The 21,933-nt window shown below is 58.2% G+C and carries 20 protein-coding genes; 16 read left to right on the top strand and 4 right to left on the bottom strand.

The features are described 5' to 3' along the window. The 5 genes from C7H08_RS03145 to C7H08_RS03125 all read left to right on the top strand — a co-directional run bounded on the left by C7H08_RS03145 (position 1) and on the right by C7H08_RS03125 (position 5,233). Positions 1-2,199: a xanthine dehydrogenase family protein molybdopterin-binding subunit gene (locus C7H08_RS03145; protein ID WP_106670327.1), complete on the top strand. Its 2,199-nt coding sequence runs from the start codon at positions 1-3 to the stop codon at positions 2,197-2,199. Positions 2,200-2,287: 88 nt separating this feature from the next. Next, complete coding sequence (locus tag C7H08_RS03140; protein ID WP_106670341.1) at positions 2,288-2,914, top strand: methylthioribulose 1-phosphate dehydratase; 627 nt, start codon at positions 2,288-2,290, stop codon at positions 2,912-2,914. Then, positions 2,911-3,471, top strand: a complete 561-nt coding sequence (locus C7H08_RS03135) for a 1,2-dihydroxy-3-keto-5-methylthiopentene dioxygenase (RefSeq protein ID WP_106670326.1) — start codon at positions 2,911-2,913, stop codon at positions 3,469-3,471. The genes C7H08_RS03140 and C7H08_RS03135 overlap by 4 nt, the downstream gene beginning before the upstream one ends. After that, on the top strand, positions 3,468-4,160 hold the full coding sequence (gene mtnC / locus C7H08_RS03130; RefSeq protein WP_106670325.1) for an acireductone synthase: 693 nt from the start codon (positions 3,468-3,470) through the stop codon (positions 4,158-4,160). The genes C7H08_RS03135 and mtnC overlap by 4 nt, the downstream gene beginning before the upstream one ends. Positions 4,161-4,171: 11 nt before the next feature. Then, on the top strand, positions 4,172-5,233 hold the full coding sequence (locus C7H08_RS03125; protein WP_106670324.1) for a DUF3080 domain-containing protein: 1,062 nt from the start codon (positions 4,172-4,174) through the stop codon (positions 5,231-5,233). 12 nt (positions 5,234-5,245) lie between these two features. Here C7H08_RS03125 and tfpB read toward each other — a convergent pair whose 3' ends face one another. Genes tfpB through arsC form a run of 4 tightly spaced genes read right to left on the bottom strand, consistent with a single transcriptional unit; the run spans position 5,246 to position 8,458 of the window. Next, entirely contained in the window at positions 5,246-7,051 is a 1,806-nt protein-coding gene (tfpB, locus tag C7H08_RS03120; protein ID WP_106670323.1) for a type IV pilus assembly ATPase TfpB, read from the bottom strand. 28 nt (positions 7,052-7,079) lie between these two features. Continuing rightward, positions 7,080-7,439, bottom strand: a complete 360-nt coding sequence (locus tag C7H08_RS03115; protein ID WP_106670322.1) for a DUF2069 domain-containing protein — start codon at positions 7,437-7,439, stop codon at positions 7,080-7,082. A gap of 38 nt (positions 7,440-7,477) precedes the next feature. After that, the gene (wrbA, locus tag C7H08_RS03110; protein WP_106670321.1) at positions 7,478-8,083 is read right to left on the bottom strand and encodes an NAD(P)H:quinone oxidoreductase; all 606 of its coding nucleotides are present in this window, start codon (positions 8,081-8,083) and stop codon (positions 7,478-7,480) included. 21 nt (positions 8,084-8,104) lie between these two features. Further along, a complete protein-coding gene (arsC, locus tag C7H08_RS03105) occupies positions 8,105-8,458 on the bottom strand; it encodes an arsenate reductase (glutaredoxin) (RefSeq protein ID WP_106670340.1) in 354 nt (117 codons plus the stop codon). 150 nt (positions 8,459-8,608) lie between these two features. Between arsC and C7H08_RS03100 the strand changes: the two genes are divergently transcribed. The 11 genes from C7H08_RS03100 to truD all read left to right on the top strand — a co-directional run bounded on the left by C7H08_RS03100 (position 8,609) and on the right by truD (position 21,932). Then, the gene (locus tag C7H08_RS03100; RefSeq protein ID WP_373284940.1) at positions 8,609-9,019 is read left to right on the top strand and encodes a TlpA family protein disulfide reductase; all 411 of its coding nucleotides are present in this window, start codon (positions 8,609-8,611) and stop codon (positions 9,017-9,019) included. A 2-nt stretch (positions 9,020-9,021) separates the two neighbouring features. After that, positions 9,022-12,504 (top strand): DNA polymerase III subunit alpha, encoded by a 3,483-nt coding sequence (gene dnaE / locus C7H08_RS03095; RefSeq protein WP_106670319.1) that lies wholly within the window; start codon positions 9,022-9,024, stop codon positions 12,502-12,504. Between the two features lie 102 nt (positions 12,505-12,606). After that, the gene (gene accA / locus C7H08_RS03090; RefSeq protein WP_106670318.1) at positions 12,607-13,560 is read left to right on the top strand and encodes an acetyl-CoA carboxylase carboxyl transferase subunit alpha; all 954 of its coding nucleotides are present in this window, start codon (positions 12,607-12,609) and stop codon (positions 13,558-13,560) included. Continuing rightward, positions 13,544-14,881 (top strand): tRNA lysidine(34) synthetase TilS, encoded by a 1,338-nt coding sequence (gene tilS, locus C7H08_RS03085; protein ID WP_106670317.1) that lies wholly within the window; start codon positions 13,544-13,546, stop codon positions 14,879-14,881. The genes accA and tilS overlap by 17 nt, the downstream gene beginning before the upstream one ends. 88 nt (positions 14,882-14,969) lie before the next feature. Then, on the top strand, positions 14,970-16,598 hold the full coding sequence (locus tag C7H08_RS03080) for a CTP synthase (RefSeq protein ID WP_106670316.1): 1,629 nt from the start codon (positions 14,970-14,972) through the stop codon (positions 16,596-16,598). Between the two features lie 2 nt (positions 16,599-16,600). Next, positions 16,601-17,446: a 3-deoxy-8-phosphooctulonate synthase gene (kdsA, locus tag C7H08_RS03075; protein WP_106670315.1), complete on the top strand. Its 846-nt coding sequence runs from the start codon at positions 16,601-16,603 to the stop codon at positions 17,444-17,446. Positions 17,447-17,731: 285 nt separating this feature from the next. Beyond that, complete coding sequence (eno, locus tag C7H08_RS03070; protein WP_106670314.1) at positions 17,732-19,027, top strand: phosphopyruvate hydratase; 1,296 nt, start codon at positions 17,732-17,734, stop codon at positions 19,025-19,027. A 200-nt stretch (positions 19,028-19,227) separates the two neighbouring features. Then, entirely contained in the window at positions 19,228-19,500 is a 273-nt protein-coding gene (locus C7H08_RS03065) for a septum formation initiator family protein (RefSeq protein WP_106670313.1), read from the top strand. A 144-nt stretch (positions 19,501-19,644) separates the two neighbouring features. Further along, a complete protein-coding gene (ispD, locus tag C7H08_RS03060; protein WP_106670312.1) occupies positions 19,645-20,346 on the top strand; it encodes a 2-C-methyl-D-erythritol 4-phosphate cytidylyltransferase in 702 nt (233 codons plus the stop codon). A 45-nt stretch (positions 20,347-20,391) separates the two neighbouring features. Then, a complete protein-coding gene (ispF, locus tag C7H08_RS03055; RefSeq protein ID WP_106670311.1) occupies positions 20,392-20,871 on the top strand; it encodes a 2-C-methyl-D-erythritol 2,4-cyclodiphosphate synthase in 480 nt (159 codons plus the stop codon). Beyond that, positions 20,868-21,932 (top strand): tRNA pseudouridine(13) synthase TruD, encoded by a 1,065-nt coding sequence (gene truD / locus C7H08_RS03050; RefSeq protein WP_106670310.1) that lies wholly within the window; start codon positions 20,868-20,870, stop codon positions 21,930-21,932. The genes ispF and truD overlap by 4 nt, the downstream gene beginning before the upstream one ends. The last annotated feature ends 1 nt before the right edge of the window (position 21,933 follow it).

Here is a 21,933-nt window from a genome sequence, read left to right as displayed (position 1 = left end):
ATGACCATGAATCGACGAGATTTTCTGAAAGTCAGCACCGGCGCGTCTGGCAGCCTGATTCTGGCGGTATCGATTCCGGGCTGCGCCAGCGTGCAGACCGGCTTCCAACCGAATACCGGCGAGTGGAAGCCGGATGTCTGGCTGGAACTGACCCAAGATGACGATATCGTGTTTACCCTGGCCCGGGTGGAAATGGGCCAGGGCACCTACACCGGTTTGACCACATTGGTCGCCGAAGAGCTGGATGTCGAGCCGGGTAGAATTACCGTGAAGTTTGCCCCGGTGGCTCCAGAGTATCGCAACCCGCTGTTCGGGTTGCAGCTTACCGGCGGTAGCACCAGCTTGGCCTCCAGTTGGAAACCACTGCGCGAGGCGGGTGCGTCTGCCAGATTGATGCTGGTTATGGCGGCAGCGCGAGTGTGGGAGGTCGAGGCCGATCGCTGCACCACTCAGGATGGCCGGGTAATCCACCCGAACGGTATTGATTCGCTGCGTTACGGCCAGTTGGTTGAGTTGGCTGATAAGGAAGTGATCCGGGGCGACGTTTCGCTCAAACCGAGATCCGAATGGAAGTACATCGGCCGTCAGACCAAAAAGCTGGATGCCCGCGCCAAAGTCACCGGTACCGCGGTCTACGGGATGGACGTGGAACTGCCGGACATGGTCTATGCGGTGATGACACGCAGCCCACGCTACGGTGGGGCGGCTACCGGGTTTAACCGGAGCGACATTATAGGTCTTCCGGGTGTGCGCGATGCCTTTGTCACCGAGCGCGGTGTTGCGGTGGTGGCGAACAGCTACTGGCAGGCGAGAAAAGCTCAGCAGGCACTGCAGGTCGATTGGGACCTTTCTGACGCTCTGGATACCTCGACCGAACAGGTTTTTGACGGGTATCGGCAGGCAGCCAGTAAAGACCCCGGCGTGAACGAACGGTCCGAAGGCAATGTCGACCGGGCGGCAACGCAAGCCGGGCAGGTCGTCGAAGCCGAATACGAACAGCCGTATCTTGCTCACGCCACCATGGAGCCGATGAACGCTACCGCCTGGTACCACGACGGCGGCATGGACGTGTGGGCGCCCACTCAGGCCCCGGATCTGGGCCGGATTGCCGCTGCCAGGCATTCGGACCTGTCACCCGACGACGTCAATATCCACACCACGTTTTTGGGCGGAGGCTTTGGTCGTCGGCTGACCCAGGACTACATCGAAGAAGCTGCAGCTGTCGCCTTTCAACTGAAAGTCCCGGTCAAACTGATCTGGTCCCGGGAAGAAGACACCCGTCACGGCTTCTTGCGCCCGGCTATGTTGCACCGGATGAAGGGCAGCCTGAACGATGGTGAACTGACCGGCTGGCATCATCAGATTGTCGGCCCGCAGGTGCTGGACTGGTACGTTCGCAATGCCGCACCGGCCCAATATCCCTGGGCACCCAAGTTTCTCTACGACACCTTGGGCAAGGTGGGCCTGATGACCGAGGGCATCGCCACGCCGAAGGATATTTCGGCCATCGAAGGTGCCGTGGGTTACCCCTATCAGGTGCCGAATATCAGCGTCCGTCATACCCACACCGACCCGGGCGTACCGATTACCTGGTGGCGCTCGGTGGGCTATTCTCACAACGGCTTTGCGGTTGAGACTTTTATGGATGAGCTGGCCCATGAGTCCGGCGAAGACCCAGTGCAATTCCGCCGCAAGATGCTGGATAGCGAGCCGCGCCACCGTGAGGTTCTGGATCGTGCCGCCAGGCTTGCCGGCTGGGACAAACCGGCGCCGGAGGGCAGGGCAAGGGGTATGGCCTTGTTCAAGAGTTTTGGAACCTACGTCGCTCAGGTGGTTGAGGCCGGTATCGAGAATGGCGAAATCAAGGTTTATAAAGTCACCTGCAGTGTGGATTGTGGACAGGTGGTTAACCCCAGAATCGTTGAAGATCAGATTGCCGGCGGCATCCTGTTCGGCCTGACCGCCGCCCTGTACGGCGAAATCAACTTTGATAACGGAGAAGTACGCCAGAGCAATTTCCACGATTACCGCTTGCTGCAGCTGCATCAGGCACCCGAAGTAGTTGTGGATATCGTGGACAGTGAGGTCGAGCCCACCGGCGTTGGTGAGCCGGGTGTGCCGCCGGTGATTCCGGCGCTGGGCAATGCTCTGTTTGCCCTGACCGGAACGCGTCAGCGCCGCCTGCCGTTGACGGCGTGAACCAAAGCGGTTTTCCGGGGGCGATGGCCGCCCTATAATGGCGACCATTTCGCGCCCGGCAGGGCTCGTCGCAAACGGGAGAATGCGTGTGTTTGATGTAACCCGATACGCCACCGCCGCCCAGTCCATTATCGACGCGGGCAGGTTCCTGTATGACCGGGGCTGGTCTCCGGCCACCAGCAGCAACTATTCCGCCCGGATTGATGCTGAACATGTGGCGATTACCGTGTCTGGCCGCCATAAAGGCCAGCTGAGCGCTGGCGACATTATGGTTGTCGACCTGAATGGCCGGCCGGTGCAAAGTAAGTGCAAGTCGTCTGCAGAGACGTTACTGCATACGGTGCTCTATCAGATTTTTCCTGACGTCGGGGTGGTTTTGCACACCCACTCGGTCAAGGCCACCGTGCTGAGCCGTCTGGCCGCGGCCAGCAGCACCCTGAATTTTGAGGGTTATGAGCTTCAGAAAGCCTTCGCCGGCGTAGAAACCCACGAAGGCATTCTCAGCGTCCCGGTGTTTGATAACACCCAGGACATCCCAGCGCTGGCGGAGCAATCCAAAGCCTGGTTCCTGGCCCACCCGGAGCAGCCGGGCTATCTGATCCGCGGCCACGGCCTGTACACCTGGGGCAAGACCATGGCCGATTGTCTGCGCCATGTGGAAGCCTTTGAATTCCTGTTTGAATGTGAACTTGAAACCATGAGAGCCCGCCCATGACCACCCTGAGTATTTTTAACCAGAGCCAGCCAGACGCGGCCCACACCGTCACCACCGATCCACAGGTGATCAGTGACACCTTGGCCAGTCAGGGTGTGCGCTTTGAGCGGTGGCCAACTCGGGAGTTACCGGCCGATGCCAGTCAGGAGCAGATTCTGGCGATCTATGCCGAGGAAGTGGCCGCACTCAAGCGGGAGTGCGGTTTTCTGACTGCCGACGTTGTCAGTCTGAATCCCGACAACCCCCAGAAAGACGCGTTCCGGCAGAAGTTTCTGGCTGAACACACCCACAGTGAGGACGAAGTCCGGTTTTTCGTGCGGGGCCAGGGCCTGTTCTATCTGCATTTTGGCGGCCAGGTGTACGCGCTGATGTGTCAAAAGAACGATCTGATCAGCGTGCCGAACGGCACCCATCACTGGTTTGATATGGGCCCTGAGCCGGAGTTTACCTGCATTCGCCTGTTCACTAACCCCGACGGCTGGGTCGCCAGCTTTACCGGCGAGGACATTGCCGCCCGGCTGCCGAGATACGAAGCGCTCGCGGGAGTGGCAGGATGATTCGTGTGGTTCTGACCGACATCGAAGGCACCACCAGCTCGATCTCGTTCGTACACGAGGTACTGTTTCCCTATGCAAGCAAACATCTGCCGGAATTTATCCGTGCCCATCACCATACCACGCCGGCGGTGACAGAACAGCTGGCTCTGGTCGCAGAGAAAAGCGGGGTCGATGGCAAAAATGTTGAGGGCCTGATCGACGTGCTGCAAAGCTGGATTGCGGAGGACCGCAAAGAAGGTCCGCTCAAGGCCCTGCAAGGTATGGTCTGGGAACAGGGTTATCACAACGGTGAGTTGAAAGGCCATATCTATCCGGATGCCGCTGATTACCTTCAGCGCTGGCATGATCGGGGGCTGAGATTGTTCGTATATTCGTCTGGATCTGTGAAAGCCCAGAAACTGATTTTCGGTTTCAGCAACGAGGGCGACTTTACGCCCTTTTTCTCCGGATATTTTGATACCGCCGTGGGCGGTAAAAAAGAGACACAGTCATATCAGAATATCCTGGAAGAGTTGGGCGTGGCACCGGAGTCGGTGCTGTTCCTGTCGGATATTGAGGCGGAGCTTGAAGCAGCCGAAAGTGCTGGTCTGAAAACGGTGTGGCTGGTCCGCGATGGCGAGCTGCCAGACACCGGCCGGCCGGTCGCGCGGGACTTTGCGGAGGTAGACGCGCTATTACGTAAACGCTAGGAGGTCAAATAATGCCCGGAACTACAATGCTGCAATGGCTGGTCCCGGGCTTTTGTGCGCTGATGCTGAGTGGTTGTAATCCGTTCAGTGAAGCCGAACCGATGATGGACGAATACCTCGAACGGCTCGGGCGGGTGCTCGATACGCCACCTGTCGCCATCCTCACTGATCTTCCTGATGCCTCTATTATACCCCGCCGCCGCGAACGAGTGCTGGAAATGCCTGACCTCGAATTGGGTATGCTCGATTTTATGTCGCTGTACGGTTGTGAATTGCAGTATGTGGTTGGGGAGCGGAACTCCGTTATGGGACAGGTTATGCAGCCCCTCAATCGCCTGCGCTATGAGGTGAGGTTTATCCGGGCGGCCGAAGACTGTCTGGCGCAAATGGATGACGAAGGGCTTGAGCAAATATTGCTCAGCGCCATAGAGAGTAAGCGGGCCTCGTTGCCTGTAGCTGTGTGGAATGCCACTTGGGGCGTCGAGGAAGTCGAGCGCTTGCTGACCTTGTCCAAAGGGTATTATCCGGTGGCGTCTGAATCCAATCCTGTGTCTGATCTGGTGCGGGATCTCGATCACCTCAATCAGGCCGTGGCGGCGTTGTCAGCGGAGCAGCTGGAGGTCTCGCTGGAGGATATTGGTCGCATTCACCAGCGCTGGCAGGCCGAGTTTCGGGCTGGCCAGATCATTAACAGCGCGCGCCTGTTGATTGCTGCCTTGAATGCAGGTACAGAAACGATTAAGGCGCGGCTGGACAAGCGCCCGTTATGCCAAAATGAACGACCGAACGCTCAGTCAGAAATCGTCCGCAATTTCTTCTTCAATATCTATGTCGGCGAGGTTCAGCCCTACATGAGCGATGTCAGCCGGGGCCGAGACTCGTTAATTTTGGCGTTGGCCGAGTTGGCGGACCAACAGCGGGGCGTGATGCCTGCGAGTTTTGAGCAATGGTATCAGCGCCATTTGTCTGACCAGGCAGACACAAGCTTGTGGCGCCAGCTTGACCAGGCCATGATGCAGCACACCCGGCACTGGCAGGAACTGTTGGGGCAGTGTGGTTTGCGCCCTGGCTGACTGGTGCCGAGGTTAGCGCTGACTCTCCGGGGTGACGCGCAGAATCTCCTCGACCGTGGTCTGGCCAGCGGCCACCTTCTGGGCACCGCCCAGACGCAGCGACTTCATACCTTCCTTGTAGGCGTCCAGCCGCAGTTGCTCCAGTTCACAGCGATCGTTGATTTGCCGGGTGAGCTTGTCTGACAGGGTCATGATTTCGTACACCCCGGCCCGGCCGAGATAACCGGTGTTGCGACATTCCAGGCAGCCGACCGGATGATAGAACTGTCGGGGCATCGGCGCTTTCCAAGGGCGGGTGAGGGCTTGCCAGGCCTGTTCGTCGGCCTCGCCGGGCTCCTTGCAGTGCGGGCACAGGGTACGCGTCAGGCGCTGAGCCATCACGCCCAGCACGGTGGCGCGGATCAGGTAAGGCGGAATGCCCAGCTCCATCAGGCGGGTAATGGCGCTGGGGGCATCGTTGGTATGCAGGGTCGAGAGCACCAGGTGGCCGGTCAGGGCTGCCTGCACGGCCATTTCAGCGGTTTCAAGATCCCGGATTTCGCCGATCATGATGATATCCGGGTCCTGACGCAGCAGCGCCCGCACCCCATGGGCAAAGGTTAGGTCAATGTTGTTCTGCACCTGCATCTGATTGAACGCCGGTTCCACCATTTCGATGGGGTCTTCAATGGTGCAGATGTTCAACTCTGGCGTCGCCAGTTGTTTCAGGGTGGAATACAGCGTGGTGGTCTTCCCGGAGCCGGTAGGCCCGGTCACCAGAACAATGCCGTGGGGGCGCGCCGTGATAGTCTGCCAGCGCTCCCGGTCTTCTTTGCTGAAACCCAGCTGCTCAAAAGATTTCAGCAACACGTCCGGATCAAAAATCCGCAGCACCATTTTTTCGCCAAAGGCCGTGGGCATGGTGGCCAGGCGCAGCTCCACTTCGCTGTTGTCGGGCTTGCGGGTTTTGATGCGACCATCCTGAGGGCGTCGTTTTTCCGCCACATTCAGCCGACCCAGAATTTTCAGGCGGCTGGTGACAGCCACGCCGACCTGCTCGGGAAACTCGTACACGTTATGGAGTACGCCATCGATGCGGAAGCGCACCTGGGTGACCCCGCGGCGTGGCTCGATATGAATATCGGAGGCGCGCTGATCAAAGGCGTACTGCAACAGCCAGTCGACAATCTTGACCACGTGCTGGTCATTGGCATCGGGGTTTTCAGTTGAGCCCAGGTCCAGTAACTGCTCGAAGTTCTGGCTGCCAGTTGCGCCCGGTTTCTGGCCTCCACTGGCCTTATTGACGGAGTTGGCCAACTGGTAGAACTCGACGGTGTAGCGCCGGATGGCTTCGGGATTGGCCACCACCCTGCGAATGTCTTTGCGGATGGCCTGGCGCAGATTGCTTTCCCACTCGTTCTTGAAGGGCTCACCGCTGGCAATCAGCACTTCGTCTGAGCCAATCTCTACCGCCAGAATGCCGTGGCGTTGAGCAAAGGCGTAGGACATCACCCGGGCGATGGCGGGCGTATCAATTTTCAGGGGATCGATGTGGTAGTAGTCCTGGCCGGCCCAGCGGGCGAGCCAGTGTGTGAGCCGGTCTAGGTCAAGGGTGCGCCCATCGGCCCGGCTGGTGATGCCGGCAATGGCGATCAGCTCCAGCGGATGTCTGGGGGCGGTGCGCCCGCTTTGGGAAGCGGCGCCGAGATTGGCGGTCAGCACTTTTTCGGCGTCTTGCTGGCTGATCTCGCCACTTTCCACCAACGCAGAGCACAGATCTCTCAGCGCCAGTGTTTGCCGGTGTGGCGGTAGTGGCATGCTTTGCACGGGATCAGCCATTTTGGTGAGCTCCTGGTGTTTTGCGTCCTCAGTTGGCAACCGGGCGATTGACTTTCAGATGCACCATGGCAACGGTGAACAACAGAAAAGTCAATATCATCAGGATCATGGGCCCGATGGCGCCCTCGCTGAGCCAGGCCGATACCACTGCTTGGGTAAAGTAGAAGATCACCACAAAGGCCAACCAGATATAGCCGCGATTGTGGCCCCGGAAGACCGGTACCGCGAATGCCAGCAGAGGCAGCAGCTTTACAGACAACATCAATGTGAGCGAAACCCCCTCTACCGGTGCCGGGTAAAACGTGGTGATCAGCAACGTCGCTAACACGCCCAGATACAGTGCAATGGTCAGGCGAGCGGTGGTTTTTGCTTTGTCGTTGTGCAGCATAGAGTCGTCCGGGTGTTTAGGTTGGGATCTGGGAGCAGTCAGTTGGTCAGTTTTGTCGCCAGGCTGGCCAGGCGCTCGCCGAACGCCTGGCACAGGATTTTCTCGTGCTCGCTCAGCGGGTTCTGTGCTCCGGTGCCGGCCCAGTGCGTGGGGCCATAAGGTGTGCCGCCGGTAGACGTTTCATTCAGGGCGTTTTCGGAATAGGGCAGGCCACACAGTACCATGCCGTGGTGCAGCAGCGGCATCATCATGGTCAGCAGGGTGGTTTCCTGGCCCCCGTGCAGACTGCCGGTTGACGTGAAAGCGCCCGCCGGTTTGCCTGACAACTTGCCGTTCAGCCAGAGATCACCGGTGCCATCCAGAAAATGCTTCAGGGGCGCGGCCATGTTGCCAAAGCGGGTCGGGCTGCCCAGAGCCAAGCCGGCACAATTGGCCAAGTCATTTTTGGTAGCGTATGGAGCCCCGGAGTCCGGCACCGCGGGCAGGCTGGCGGTGGTGTCTGCGGAAACCGGCGGCACGGTGCGAATTTTTGCTTCCAGGCCGGCAATCCGGGCCACGCCGCGGCCAATCTGGCTGGCCATCTCGGCGGTCTGGCCATTACGGCTGTAATAAAGAACGAGAATATACGGTGTTGGGTCGCTCATGCCTGCTCCTGGCCGGTTGGCTTACAGAATGTCGAGGACATTCTCGGGGGGTCTGCCGATGGCCGCTTTACCGTTGGCCAGAACGATGGGCCGCTCAATTAGCTTGGGTGTGGTTACCATCGCCTTGACCAGTTGCTCCCTGGTGAGTTCCGGGTTGTCCAGACCTTGCTCGCGGTACTCAGGTTCCTTTGTACGCATTATTCTACGGGCTTCGCAATCAAGGAGATCAAGAATGTGTAACAGTTCCTGCACTGTTGGTGGCGTCTCCAGGTAGCGTATAATCTCCGGCTCGATTCCGTGCTGCTGAAGTAGCTCAAGGGTCTGGCGTGATTTTGAGCACCGTGGGTTGTGGAAAATACGGGTTGGTTCTGTCATGGTCATGCCCGGTTAACAGTGATGATTGCGGTCCGTTTTGAGGGGCGTAGTCTAACAGGAGGATATCCCTTGCAGTACCCTCGCTACCTGTCCATTCTCCGTTTCACCCCGAGCGCGCGCCGCCGGCACGGGTTACTGTTTTCCGTAGTGATCCTGGCGCTGATTCTGTCCGGTTGCGAAAACACTGAGCTGGAGCGCTCAGATGGCATCCGGGTGAGCTGGAATGACTACCGGGGCCAATGGGTGCTGGTGAATTACTGGGCCGAATGGTGCGCACCCTGCCTGGAGGAAATCCCGGAGCTCAATCATCTCGACAAAGCGCCAAATATTGCGGTGCTGGGCGTCAATTTTGACGGTATCAAGGGTCCGGCTCTGCAGGAGCTTGGCCAGCGCATGGGCATCGAATTCACCATGCTGGGACAAGACCCCGGGCCAGAGTTTGGCTGGAAAATGCCCGTGGCATTGCCGGCGACCTTTGTTATAGACCCGGCCGGCAAACTGATTGAAACGCGCTTTGGTCCCCAAACCGAAGAAGATCTTCGCACCTTGATTGGCAGCTGACCATGGCAAACACCTTCGTACACCTGCGCGTACATTCCGAATATTCCCTGGTGGATGGCCTGGTGAGGGTTAAACCTCTGATCGGACGGGTTGCCGAACTAGGCATGCCGGCGGTGGGGCTGACCGAGCAATCCAACATGTGTTCCCTGGTGCGCTTTTATAAAACCGCCATGGGGGCCGGGGTAAAGCCCATCATTGGTGCCGATCTCTGGCTGGAAAATCCGGATGAACCGGAGAATCCGTTCCGGCTGACCTTGCTGGCCCGGGACAACGATGGCTACCTGCACCTCACTGAAATTGTCTCTCTTGGCTATACCGAGGGTCAGCGCCACGGCAAGCCGATCATCCGCAAGGCATGGCTGGAGTCACGTGCGGCCGGGTTGATTGCCCTGTCAGGCGCGAAAATGGGCGATGTTGGCAAGGCCTTGCTGGCGGGTAAACCGGAGCTGGCGCAAGAGCGGGCCCGGTACTGGATGGGCCTGTACCCGGACAGCTATTACCTGGAGTTGCAGCGCACCGCTCGGACGGGTGACGAAGACTGCCTGCACCTGTGTGTAGAACTGGCGGCCGACATGGGTTTGCCGGTGGTGGCCACCAACGATGTGCACTTCCTGACCGTCGAGGATTTTGAGGCCCACGAAGCCCGGGTCTGCATTGGTGAAAGCCGTACCCTGGACGACCCACGCCGTGATCGCCGGTTCAGCGATCAGCAATATCTGCGCAGTGCCGAGGAAATGATCGAGCTGTTTTCGGACATCCCGGAGGCGGTCGAGAACACGGTCGAAATTGCCCGCCGTTGCTCGGTAAAAGTACGCCTGGGCGAATACTTCCTGCCCAATTACCCGATCCCCGAAGGCATGACCATGGACGAATACTTCCGGCAGGTGTCGGAAGAGGGTCTGGAAATGCGCCTGGCAACCATCCTGAGCAAGGATGATCCGGAATTCGACCGGAAGCGGGGCGAGTACTACGAGCGATTGAAGTTCGAGCTGGACATCATCACCCAGATGGGGTTCCCGGGATACTTTCTGATCGTTATGGACTTTATTAAGTGGGCCAAGAATAACGGCGTGCCGGTCGGCCCAGGCCGGGGTTCCGGTGCCGGCTCGCTGGTAGCTTATGCTCTGCTGATTACCGATCTGGACCCGCTGGAATACGACCTGCTGTTCGAGCGGTTCCTGAACCCGGAACGGGTATCCATGCCCGACTTCGACGTCGACTTCTGCATGGAAGGCCGCGACCGGGTGATCGAATATACCGCCCAGAAATACGGCCGCGAGGCTGTTTCCCAAATCATCACCTTCGGTACCATGGCCGCCAAGGCGGTGGTGCGGGATGTTGCGCGGGTGCAGGGCAAGTCCTATGGTCTGGCCGACAAACTGTCCAAGTTGATTCCGTTTGAAGTGGGTATGACCCTTACTAAGGCCATTGAGCAGGAACCCCAGCTCAAGGAATTTCTGGAGCATGACGAAGAAGCCCAGGAAATCTGGGAAATGGCCCTGAAGCTGGAAGGGGTGTGCCGCAACGCGGGTAAACACGCCGGTGGCGTGGTGATTGCGCCCACCAAGATAACCGATTTTTCGCCGCTTTACTGCGATGATGAGGGTGGCAGCCTGGTCACCCAGTTCGACAAGAACGATGTTGAAGAGGCCGGACTGGTAAAGTTCGACTTTCTGGGTCTGCGGACCCTGACCATCATCAAGTGGGCGCTGCACATGATTAACCCGCGCCGGCAGAAGCGCGGGGAGCCGGAACTGGACATTGCGGCCATTCCGCTCGATGACAAGCTCTCGTTCGAAGTGCTCAAGAAGGCGGAAACTACGGCGGTGTTCCAGCTGGAATCCCGCGGTATGAAGGATCTGATCCGCCGCCTGCAGCCCGATTCGCTGGAAGATATGATTGCTCTGGTGGCCCTGTTTCGCCCAGGCCCGTTGCAGTCGGGCATGGTCGACGACTTTATCGACCGGAAGCACGGCCGCCAGCCGATGTCTTTCCCGCACCCGGATTATCAGTATGCCGGCCTGAAACCGGTACTGGAGCCTACTTACGGGGTCATCCTGTATCAGGAGCAGGTCATGCAGATCGCTCAGGTGATGGCGGGATATTCCCTGGGCAATGCAGACATGCTGCGTCGGGCTATGGGTAAGAAAAAGCCTGAAGAAATGGCCAAGCAGAAAGCGTTTTTCCTGGAAGGGTGTGCCGGCAACGGCATCGATAAAACGCTGGCGGAAAACATCTTCGACCTGGTGGAAAAGTTTGCCGGTTACGGCTTTAACAAATCGCACTCTGCCGCCTACGCACTGGTGTCGTACCAGACGCTCTGGATGAAGGCCCATTACCCGGCTGAATTCATGGCGGCCGTACTCACCGCCGATATGCAGAACACCGATAAGGTGGTGACGCTGGTCGAAGAGTGTCGGAACATGAAGCTGGACCTGCTGGTTCCCGACGTCAGCCGCTCCGAGTTCACCTTCACTGTGAACGACGAGGGCCAGATTTTTTATGGCCTGGGCGCGATCAAGGGGTTGGGTGAAGGCCCCATCGAGAGCGTGGTGACCGCAGCGCGGGAAGGTGGGCCGTTCCTCGACATCTTCGATTTCAGCCGCCGAGTAGACCTGAAAAAGGTCAACAAGCGGGCGATGGAGGCACTCATTCGTGCCGGCGCCATGGACAAGCTTGGTGCCAGTCGTGCCCAATTAATGGCCAGTATCGACAAAGCGGTTCAGCAGGCCGGCCAACAATCCCGCAACGACGCTGTCGGTATGGTCGACATGTTTGGTGACATGCTCGAAGGCGGCGAAGATGGCGACCCCTACGAGGATGTCGCTAACGTGCGGGAGTGGCCAGAAAAACAAAGGCTAAAAGGGGAGAAAGACACCCTCGGCATTTACCTCACTGGGCATCCTTTCGACGAATACGAACGAGAAGTGCGCCGCTTTGTGCGCTCCTCGATTGCAGATCTCAAACCCAACAAATCCCCCCAGCGGGTCGCCGGCCTGGTGGTGGCGCAGCGGACCATGAAAACCCGGACCGGCTCGACCATGTGTTTCATCACCCTGGACGACCGCAGTGCCCGGATAGAGGCTACTCTTTTCTCTGAGGCCTTTTTTGAGAACCGAGAATTGCTACAATCCGATCAAGTGATTGTGGTGGAAGGGCAGGTCAGCCACGATGATTATTCGGGGCAGATGAAAATGCGGGTCAGTTCCGTGATGGACGTGGCCACCGCCCGACAGCAGTTCAGCCGCGGCATCCGGCTGGCCCTGCACGCCGAGCAATTGCAGAATGGGCTTCTGGACAAGTTGGACGAGACCTTGCGTCCGTTTCGCAACGACGGCAGTCCGGTATGGATTGAGTACAGCAGTACCGAGGCCCGAACCCGCATCGAGCTGGGCGAGTCCTGGCGGGTGCAGCCGGATGACAGCCTGTTATTCGAGCTAAGACACCTGGTGGGCGACCAGTCTGTGGAACTGGTCTATGATTAATACCAATGTCCGCTTTAGCTGTGCGATGAGCACTGCTATCTTTGTCCCAAATTCTGGTTATGGCGGGTTTACGCCTGCCTGGCAATCAAATGATGGAACATCATGAACCCTAACTACCTGGATTTCGAACAGCCGATCGCCGACCTGGAAGCCAAAATCGAAGAGCTTCGCATGGTGGGCAACGACACCGACATCAACATTACTGATGAAATCAGTCGCCTGAAAAAGAAAAGCGTCAGTCTGACTGAGACCATCTTCTCTGATTTAAAGTCCTGGGATGTGGCGCGTCTGGCTCGGCATCCGCGCCGGCCCTATACCCAGGATTACATCAATCTGGTTTTTGATGATTTCGATGAGCTGCACGGCGACCGCCGCTACGCGGACGATCAGGCCATCATCGGCGGTACTGCCCGGCTGGACAATACGCCGGTGATGATTATCGGTCATCAGAAAGGTCGTGAAGTGCGCGACAAGGTAAAGCGTAACTTCGGCATGCCGCGCCCGGAAGGTTACCGCAAGGCGCTGCGCCTGATGGAAATGGCCGAGCGTTTCAAAATGCCGATTTTGACTTTTATCGACACCCCTGGCGCCTACCCAGGCATCGGTGCTGAAGAGCGCGGCCAGAGTGAGGCCATCGCCTTCAACCTCGCGGTGATGTCGCGCCTGAAAACACCGATCATCTCCACTGTCATCGGTGAGGGTGGTTCCGGCGGTGCGCTGGCCATTGGTGTATGCGATCAATTGAACATGCTGCAGTATTCCACCTATGCGGTCATCTCACCGGAAGGCTGTGCGTCCATTCTCTGGAAAAGCGCGGAATACGCAGCTCAGGCGGCCGAGGCCATGGGTGTAACCGCTCAGCGCCTGAAAGAGCTGGGTGTCGCGGACAATGTGGTTGAAGAGCCCCTCGGCGGTGCTCATCGAAATCCCGAGAAAATGGCTGAAACCCTCAAGGTGCGACTGGCTGAAGGCGTAGCTGAGCTATGCCGTCTGCCGCTGGACGAACTGGTCTCGCGCCGTTATGAGCGTTTGACCAAGTATGAAGGCGGGCGGTAACGCCGCCCGGGACGCAGGCTGGCCCGGCGATCTGCTTGGGCCAGTCAGCTCACTCCCCGAATTTTCCAGGCTCTGGGTTGCCTTCAGTGGTGGCCTGGATTCCTCGTTGCTGCTGCATGTGGCAGCGGCCTGCCACCCTGACGTAACCGCTTTACACATCAATCACCAGCTCCAGCCCAATCATGAGCAGACCGAGCAATTCTGCCGGGATGCATGTGCACGTTTGGGTGTGGCGTTGGTGGTGGAACGGGTTGAGGTGGCTGGCTCCGGTGCCGGCGGGCTGGAAGACGCGGCAAGAGGCGCCCGCTACCGGGTGTTCAGGCGCTGGGTTGATGATAACGATCTGTTGCTGATGGCCCATCACGGTGATGATCAGATTGAAACTGTGCTGTTTCGGTTGCTTCGGGGCACCGGTGTCAACGGACTTGCCGGTATGCCCCACACCCGCCCTTTGGGCCGGGGTAGGCTGTATCGCCCCTGGCTGGATATCAGTCGAGAGCGCCTAGAACAGGTGGCCATGGCCGCCGGTTTGAACTGGGTTGAAGATCCGAGTAATGCCGGTCACGCCTTTGATCGCAATTACCTCCGCCATGCCGTTTTGCCCGGCCTTAAAGTCCGCTGGCCGGGTTTACTCAAGCGGGTTGCTCACAGTGCCCGCGCCTGTGAAGAGAGCGAACAGCTCAATCAGCGGTTGGCGGAACTGCAGTGGCAGGCGTGTTCAGACGCTGGCCGATTGAAGCTCGAGGCCTTTCGATTGTTAACTGGGCCTGAGCAACGCAATCTGGTGCGTTGGTGGATTCATCATCAGGGTTGGCAGGTTCCGGCATTGTCTGACTGGAGTCAGGCGCTGACGGACATGGTGGGCGCCGGAGAGGACCGGGAGCCGGAAATCCGGGGTGAGGGCTTCAGTCTGCGGCGCTACCGGGAGTATCTCTATCTGGTGCCAAATATCGACGTGCCAGAGCCGTCGGTCTGGCTTGCGCCCGGGCCGCCCATGAAGTGGGGGCGCTGGCACTTGCAGTTAATGGCAGGGCCATCGCCAGTTACCGCAAAAACCCCATCACCGCCAATACGGGTATCTACGAGGCAGGGAGGCGAGCGGGTGCGATTCACCTCCGGAGAACACTCTCGTGCCTTGAAAACCTGGCTGCAGGAGCAGGGTGTGCCGCCTTGGGAGAGGGCTTTGTTGCCGCTAGTTTACCGGCAGGAACAGGGAATTAACGAGCTGATTGCCATTGGCGATTTGTGGTGTTCCGAGCAATACTCGGGAGGCGGCCATGCCGGCGGCTGGCGGCTGATTGTTGAGAGGGATTGTGATTGAGTAGAGGGGGGCTTTCTGGTAGTCTGACATCCCATCTTGAGATGAACAATCTCCCTCCTTCACCGAACCAGATAATCACGGAATCTGCATGACGCGTTATATTTTCGTCACCGGCGGTGTCGTGTCCTCCTTGGGGAAAGGTATTGCGTCTGCCTCACTGGCAGCCATCCTCGAGGCACGCGGCCTGAAGGTCACTATTCTCAAGCTGGACCCGTACATCAACGTGGACCCCGGCACCATGAGCCCGTTCCAGCACGGTGAGGTATTTGTCACCGAAGACGGCGCGGAAACCGACCTCGATTTGGGCCACTACGAACGCTTTATTCGTACCCCCATGAGCAAGCGCAATAACTTCACCACCGGTCGTGTGTATGAAGAAGTTATCCGCAAAGAGCGTCGTGGCGATTATCTGGGCGGAACCGTTCAGGTCATCCCTCACATCACCGACGAAATCAAGCGCCGTGTCGTTGAGGGCGCAGCCGGCTCCGACGTAGCCATGATTGAAGTAGGTGGCACCGTGGGTGACATCGAGTCGCTACCGTTCCTGGAAGCCTGTCGCCAGCTCAAGGTGGAAGTGGGTCCACAGCGCGCCTTGTTCATGCACCTGACACTGGTGCCTTACATTGCAACCGCCGGCGAGATCAAAACCAAGCCGACCCAGCATTCGGTAAAGGAAATGCGGTCTATCGGCCTGCAGCCGGATATCCTGCTGTGCCGGTCCGAGCACGAGGTGGATATCAGTTCTCGCCGCAAGATCGCTCTGTTTACTAACGTTGAAGAGCGGGCGGTCATTCCGTTGCAGGATGCCAAATCCATCTACGCCATTCCGCGCATGTTGCATGAGTTTGGTCTGGATCAACTGGTGATCGAACGTTTCAACCTGGATGCCCGAGAAGCGGATCTGAGCGAGTGGGACGAGGTTGTGGAATCGCTGATGAATCCGCAGCACGAAGTCACCATCGCTATGGTCGGCAAGTACATGGAGCTCCTGGACGCCTACAAGTCCCTGATTGAGTCCCTGCTGCACGCCGGCATCAAGACCCGCACCAAGGTCAATATCAACTACATCGACTCCGAAGACATCGAGCGTGACGGCACCTGTGTGCTGGAATCGGCAGATGCCATACTGGTGCCGGGCGGTTTTGGTGAGCGCGGTGTTGAAGGCAAGATCCGCACGGTTCAGTACGCCCGTGAAAATAAGATTCCGTATCTGGGTATCTGCCTGGGTATGCAAGTAGCCGTTATTGAATACGCCCGTAATGTGGCCGGCCTGACAGATGCCCACAGCACCGAGTTCCGTGAGCATACTCCGGCGCCGGTAGTTGGTCTTATCACTGAATGGCTGGATGCCAGCGGTACCACCGAAGCCCGTACCGAAGCATCAGACCTGGGTGGCACCATGCGCCTGGGTGCTCAGGATTGTGTGCTGACCGATGGCTCGACCATTGCAGCCTGCTATGGCAAGAAAACCATTCGTGAGCGTCACCGCCATCGCTATGAGGTCAACAACCACTTCCTGCCGAAGCTGGAAGAGGCTGGCCTTAAAATCTCCGGCCGTTCGACCGACGGTCGACTGGTGGAAGTCGTGGAAGCACCGGATCATCCGTGGTTTGTGGCCTGTCAGTTCCACCCGGAATTCACCTCGACACCCCGCGACGGCCACCCGCTGTTCAAGGGTTTTGTTGAGGCAGCATTGGCCAACAAGAAAGGATCCTGAGCATGGCGCAGAGCATGGTCAACGTCGCCGGTATTGAAGTTGCCAACGATCAGCCCTTCGTGCTGTTCGGGGGCATGAATGTACTGGAATCGGCCGAACTGGCCATGGAAGTAGCAGAAGCTTATGTAGACGTCACCCGCAAGCTGGGTATTCCGTACGTGTTCAAGGCCTCTTTCGACAAGGCCAACCGCTCCTCAGTGAACTCGTTTCGTGGTCCCGGTCTCGATAAAGGTTTGCAGATACTGGCGGACATCAAGAGCAAGTTTGGTGTTCCCATTATCTCTGATGTTCACACTCCGGAGCAGGCGGCGCCGGCTGCCGAAGTGTGCGACATCATCCAGTTGCCGGCGTTCCTGAGCCGACAGACTGACTTGGTCGTCGCCATGGCGAAAACCGGTGCGGTGATCAACATCAAAAAAGCCCAGTTCCTGGCACCCCAGGAAATGCAGCACATCATCACCAAGTGTGAAGAAGCCGGCAACGACCGGGTGATTCTGTGTGAGCGCGGCAGCAGCTTCGGTTACAACAACCTGGTGGTCGACATGCTCGGCTTCGGCATCATGAAGTCGATGAACGTGCCGGTGATGTTTGACGTCACCCACTCGTTGCAGATGCCTGGCGGGCGAGCTGACTCTGCGGGCGGTCGACGGGCCCAGGTAACCGACCTGGCACTGGCGGGTATGTCCCAAGGCCTGGCCGGTTTGTTCCTGGAAGCGCACCCTGACCCGGACACGGCCAAATGCGATGGCCCCTGCGCGCTGCGCCTGAGCCAGCTGGAGTCGTTCCTGCAGCGGGTGAAGGCGGTGGATGATCTTGTGAAAAGTTTCAAACCTATCGACACCGCCTGATAGGCGGTGTTTGTTTTTGTCTTGTTTGGGAGTACGAGCAGGTAGGGGATGGCTTTCCGAAACACGCTCCTTCGGCACCCCTCCGGGGTCCGGCCCGCAATCGTAGATTGCGGTCGTTCAGCCGAAGCATGAAGCTTTGCTTCATAAGCGCTTGGCGGAACCCATGTGACGCTTGGGCTCCGCCATCCATGGCTCCGCACAGTTTCGGAAAGCCATCCCCTACCTGCTTTGCGCGAATCAACGAGTTAAACCATTAAGACATTGAAAACCTGGAGACCCAGAAGAATGACCAAGATTGCCAACATCAAAGCCCGTGAGGTTCTGGATTCACGGGGTAACCCGACCGTTGAAGCTGACGTGATTCTTGAGGACGGCACGCTGGGCCGTGCCTGTGCCCCGTCCGGTGCTTCTACCGGGTCCCGCGAGGCACTGGAACTGCGCGACGGTGACAAGTCCCGTTACCTTGGTAAAGGTGTTCGCACGGCGGTTGCAGCGATCAATGGCCAGATTTGTGATGCTCTGGTCGGCAAGGATTCTGCGGATCAGCGCAGCCTGGATCAGATCATGATCGACCTGGACGGCACCGAGAACAAAGCCAACCTGGGTGCCAATGCCATTCTGGCGGTTTCTCTGGCAGCAGCAAAGGCCGCTGCGCTGTCTCTGGGTAAGCCGTTGTACGAGCACATCGCAGACATCAACGGCACCTCCGGTGAATTTTCCATGCCGGTGCCGATGATGAATATCCTGAACGGTGGTGAGCATGCCGACAACAATGTCGACATTCAGGAATTCATGGTACAGCCGGTGTCCGTTAAGAGCTTCGCCGAAGCGCTGCGTGTCGGTGCTGAGATCTTTCACAGCCTGAAAAAAGTACTGAAGGCTCAGGGCCTGAACACCGCTGTCGGCGACGAAGGCGGTTTCGCACCGAACCTGCCCTCTAACGAAGCCGCGCTGGCGGTCATTAAAGAGGCGGTCGAGAACGCCGGTTACGAGCTGGGCAAAGATGTCACTCTGGCTCTGGACTGTGCGTCTTCCGAGTTCTACAAAGACGGTCAGTACCAGTTGACGGGTGAAGGCAAGAGTTTTGATTCCAAGGGCTTTGCCGATTACCTGGCCGGTCTGTGTGAGCGTTACCCGATTGTATCCATCGAAGACGGTATGGATGAGAGCGATTGGGACGGCTGGAAAGTGCTGACTGACAAGCTGGGCGACAAGGTTCAGTTGGTGGGTGATGACTTGTTCGTCACCAACACCAAGATCCTGAAGCAGGGTATCGAGAAAGGCGTGGGGAATTCCATTCTGATCAAGTTCAATCAGATTGGCAGCTTGTCCGAAACTCTGGATGCCATCAAAATGGCTCAGGATGCCGGTTACACTGCGGTGATTTCTCACCGTTCCGGTGAAACCGAAGACACCACTATTGCCGATCTGGCAGTGGCGACCTGCGCTGGCCAGATCAAGACCGGTTCGTTGTGCCGCTCTGATCGTGTAGCCAAGTACAACCAGTTGCTGCGTATCGAAGAGGCGCTGGGCGGCAAGGCGCCTTACCTGGGTTTGCGTGAAATCAAGGGTCAGGGTTAAGCCGCAGCGGTAATCGCCGGCCTTCTGGCACTTGCCGGCAGGTAACAAAATGTTAAGGCCATCGCGTTCCAGATGAAAATTTGGAAACGATGGCCTTTTTGTACAGTGACTTACGCGAATTTGTTGCTAATCTACTATAAGGTCTATACTTGACCTTCGACGCTGACTTTAATTCTGGTTATTTTCTGAGCTAATTGGGCATGAAAACGCTTTGGGCCATTCTGATAGTGCTTATTCTCCTGCTGCAGGTTCGCCTGTGGATCGGGGAGGGCAGTTTTGCGCAGGTGTGGTCGCTGGAGAAGTCGATTGCCGAGCAGCGAGCTGAGAATGCCGGGTTGGCTGGGCGTAATGACCGGCTGTATGCGGAGGTGCGTAATCTTCGTAATGAGCAGGGGGCTGTGGAAGAGCGCGCCCGTATGAATCTGGGCCTTATTCGTGAAGACGAGACGTTTTTCCTGGTCGTCGAGAATTAACTTCCGTGCATAGAGCATCGGGGCCCTTCTTTCCGGGAACCGCTACGAGCACATCCATGCGCGCTTCTCTCAGGCCATCCATGGCCTTCGAAATTCCCGGAAAGAAGGGCCCCGATGCTCTCCGTACTTTGTGCAGAGCCGTTTATGACAAATCCTGAACTTTGGCTTATTGTTCCTGCCGCCGGCATTGGCCAGCGCATGAAAGCTGAATGCCCCAAGCAGTATCTGACAATCTCTGGCCGCTTTATTCTTGATATCACCCTGTCCCGCCTGCTGCATAACGCCCCGTTTAAAGGCTGCATGGTGCCGCTGAGTGCTCAGGATCATTGGTGGGCAGACAGTGAGTCTGCCAAGGACGACCGTATCCAGACCTGCACGGGCGGGACAGAGCGGGCGGGTTCGGTGCTTTCAGCGCTGCATGCTTTGAATGAGCAGGCCGATGATAACGACTGGGTGTTGGTGCACGATGCGGCGCGGCCTTGTCTGGATGCTCACGACCTTTCCAATCTGATTGATACCCTGTTTGAGCATCCCGTGGGCGGGCTCCTGGCTGCGCCGGTAGCGGATACCTTGAAGCTGGCGGGGGAAGGTGTTCCGCCTGAGGTTGAGAAAACGGTGGATCGGCGTCGGCTGTGGCGGGCGTTGACGCCGCAGATGTTTCGGTTCGGGGCGCTCCGGGCTGCGCTGGAATTCTGTCTGGAAAATGGCGATGCGGTGACCGATGAGTCCTCTGCCGTGGAGTTTTCCGGTAATATGCCGGTTTTGGTCGAAGGCCGGGCGGATAACCTGAAGATTACGGTGCCGTCGGATCTTGCGCTGGCGGAGTTTATCCTTAGCCGGCAGTAAGGCTTACTCTTCCATCCTCATTCCTGTTTGGTTTCGGAGACGATCATGCGTATTGGCCAGGGCTTTGATGTCCACGCCTTTTGTGAGGGCGATTCTGTCATTTTAGGGGGCGTTGAAATTCCCCATAGCCATAGCCTGAAAGCCCATTCAGACGGCGATGTGCTTCTACATGCGCTGGCAGATGCGCTGCTGGGGGCGGTGGCCCTGGGTGACATCGGTCACTTCTTTCCGGATACCAGTGATGAGTGGGCCGGGGCGGACAGCCGGGATTTGCTGCGCCGGGTCATGCGGCGGGTGCTGGAGGAGGGCTTTGCGGTGGTGAATGTTGACAGCACGGTCATTGCCCAGGCGCCAAAGATGGCGCCCCATGTGGAGGCTATGCGCCTGAACATTGCCGAGGATCTTGGGGTGCCGGTCAGCCGGGTGAGTGTGAAAGCAACGACCACCGAGAAGCTTGGTTTTACCGGACGGGGTGAGGGTATTGCCTGCCAGGCGGTGTGTTTGCTTGAACCGGTGGGCATGTGAGCGATGTTAATGAGTTACCTCGCTGGCGCCTGGATTGGCCGACGTCGACCGGAGTTCGTCCGAGTAAGGCGTTGCTGAAGGCCACGCCGGAAGACTTTCGTGTGGCCGAGCAGCTTTGGCCCGCATGTGAAGGCTTTGAGGTAAAAGATGCCGGGACCGGTGAGCATTTGTGTGTTCGTCTTGAGAAAACAGGCGATAACACCGAGTACGTAGCCCGGGAATTGGCGGCCATGGCCGGTTGCAAGGCGTTTGAGGTGGGCTTCTGTGGCTTGAAAGATCGCCACGCGATCACGGTGCAGTGGTTCAGCCTCTATTGTCCGGGCCAGGAGGCCGGTGATGCTGCGCTGCTGGCGACCATTGCCGAGCGTTGGCCGGTGCTGGCCAGCCGGCGTCATGCCCGCAAGCTCCGCCGGGGTGAGCACCTGAACAACAGGTTTGATCTGGTGCTGCGCCAGGTTTCCGGTGATCGAGCAGCGCTGGATCAGGCGCTGACTTTGTTGGCTGAGCGGGGCGCGCCGAATTACTTCGGGCCGCAGCGATTTGGCATCGACGGTGGCAACCTGGCCCAGGCGGTAAATGTTGATCCATCCCGGTTGAATCGCAAGAAAGGTGGTCGCCGTGGCGGTGGCGGAAGTGGCTCTAAAAACGTATTGTACTTTTCGGCGGCGCGCTCGTGGTTGTTTAACGAGGTGCTGGCCCAGAGAGTCACTGCTGGCAACTGGTTTGCCTGCCTGCCCGGTGAGCCCGCAGAAGATGGCGCTCCTACCGGCCCGCTCTGGGGCGACGGTGGCACCAGTGCCGGCGAAGACCTGGCATCGTTTGAACGAGCGGTGGTTGCGGGGCACCCGGAGTTTGAAAAGCTGTTCCTGAGCACCCGCATGAAACCCGAGCGTCGTGCCCTGGTAACCCGGCCCGAGCAACTGCACTGGCAATGGCTGGACGAGTGCACTTTGCGGTTGCAATTCTTTTTGCCTCCGGGGCAATACGCCACCACGGTGCTGGGTGATATTTTCGAGCTGCAGGACATGAGCCTCAGCCGTGATAACAAGCAAGAAAGCTAGC

It is taken from the genome of Marinobacter halophilus (assembly GCF_003007685.1).
Classification (GTDB): domain Bacteria; phylum Pseudomonadota; class Gammaproteobacteria; order Pseudomonadales; family Oleiphilaceae; genus Marinobacter; species Marinobacter halophilus.
This window is presented reverse-complemented; position numbering and strand designations above follow the sequence as displayed.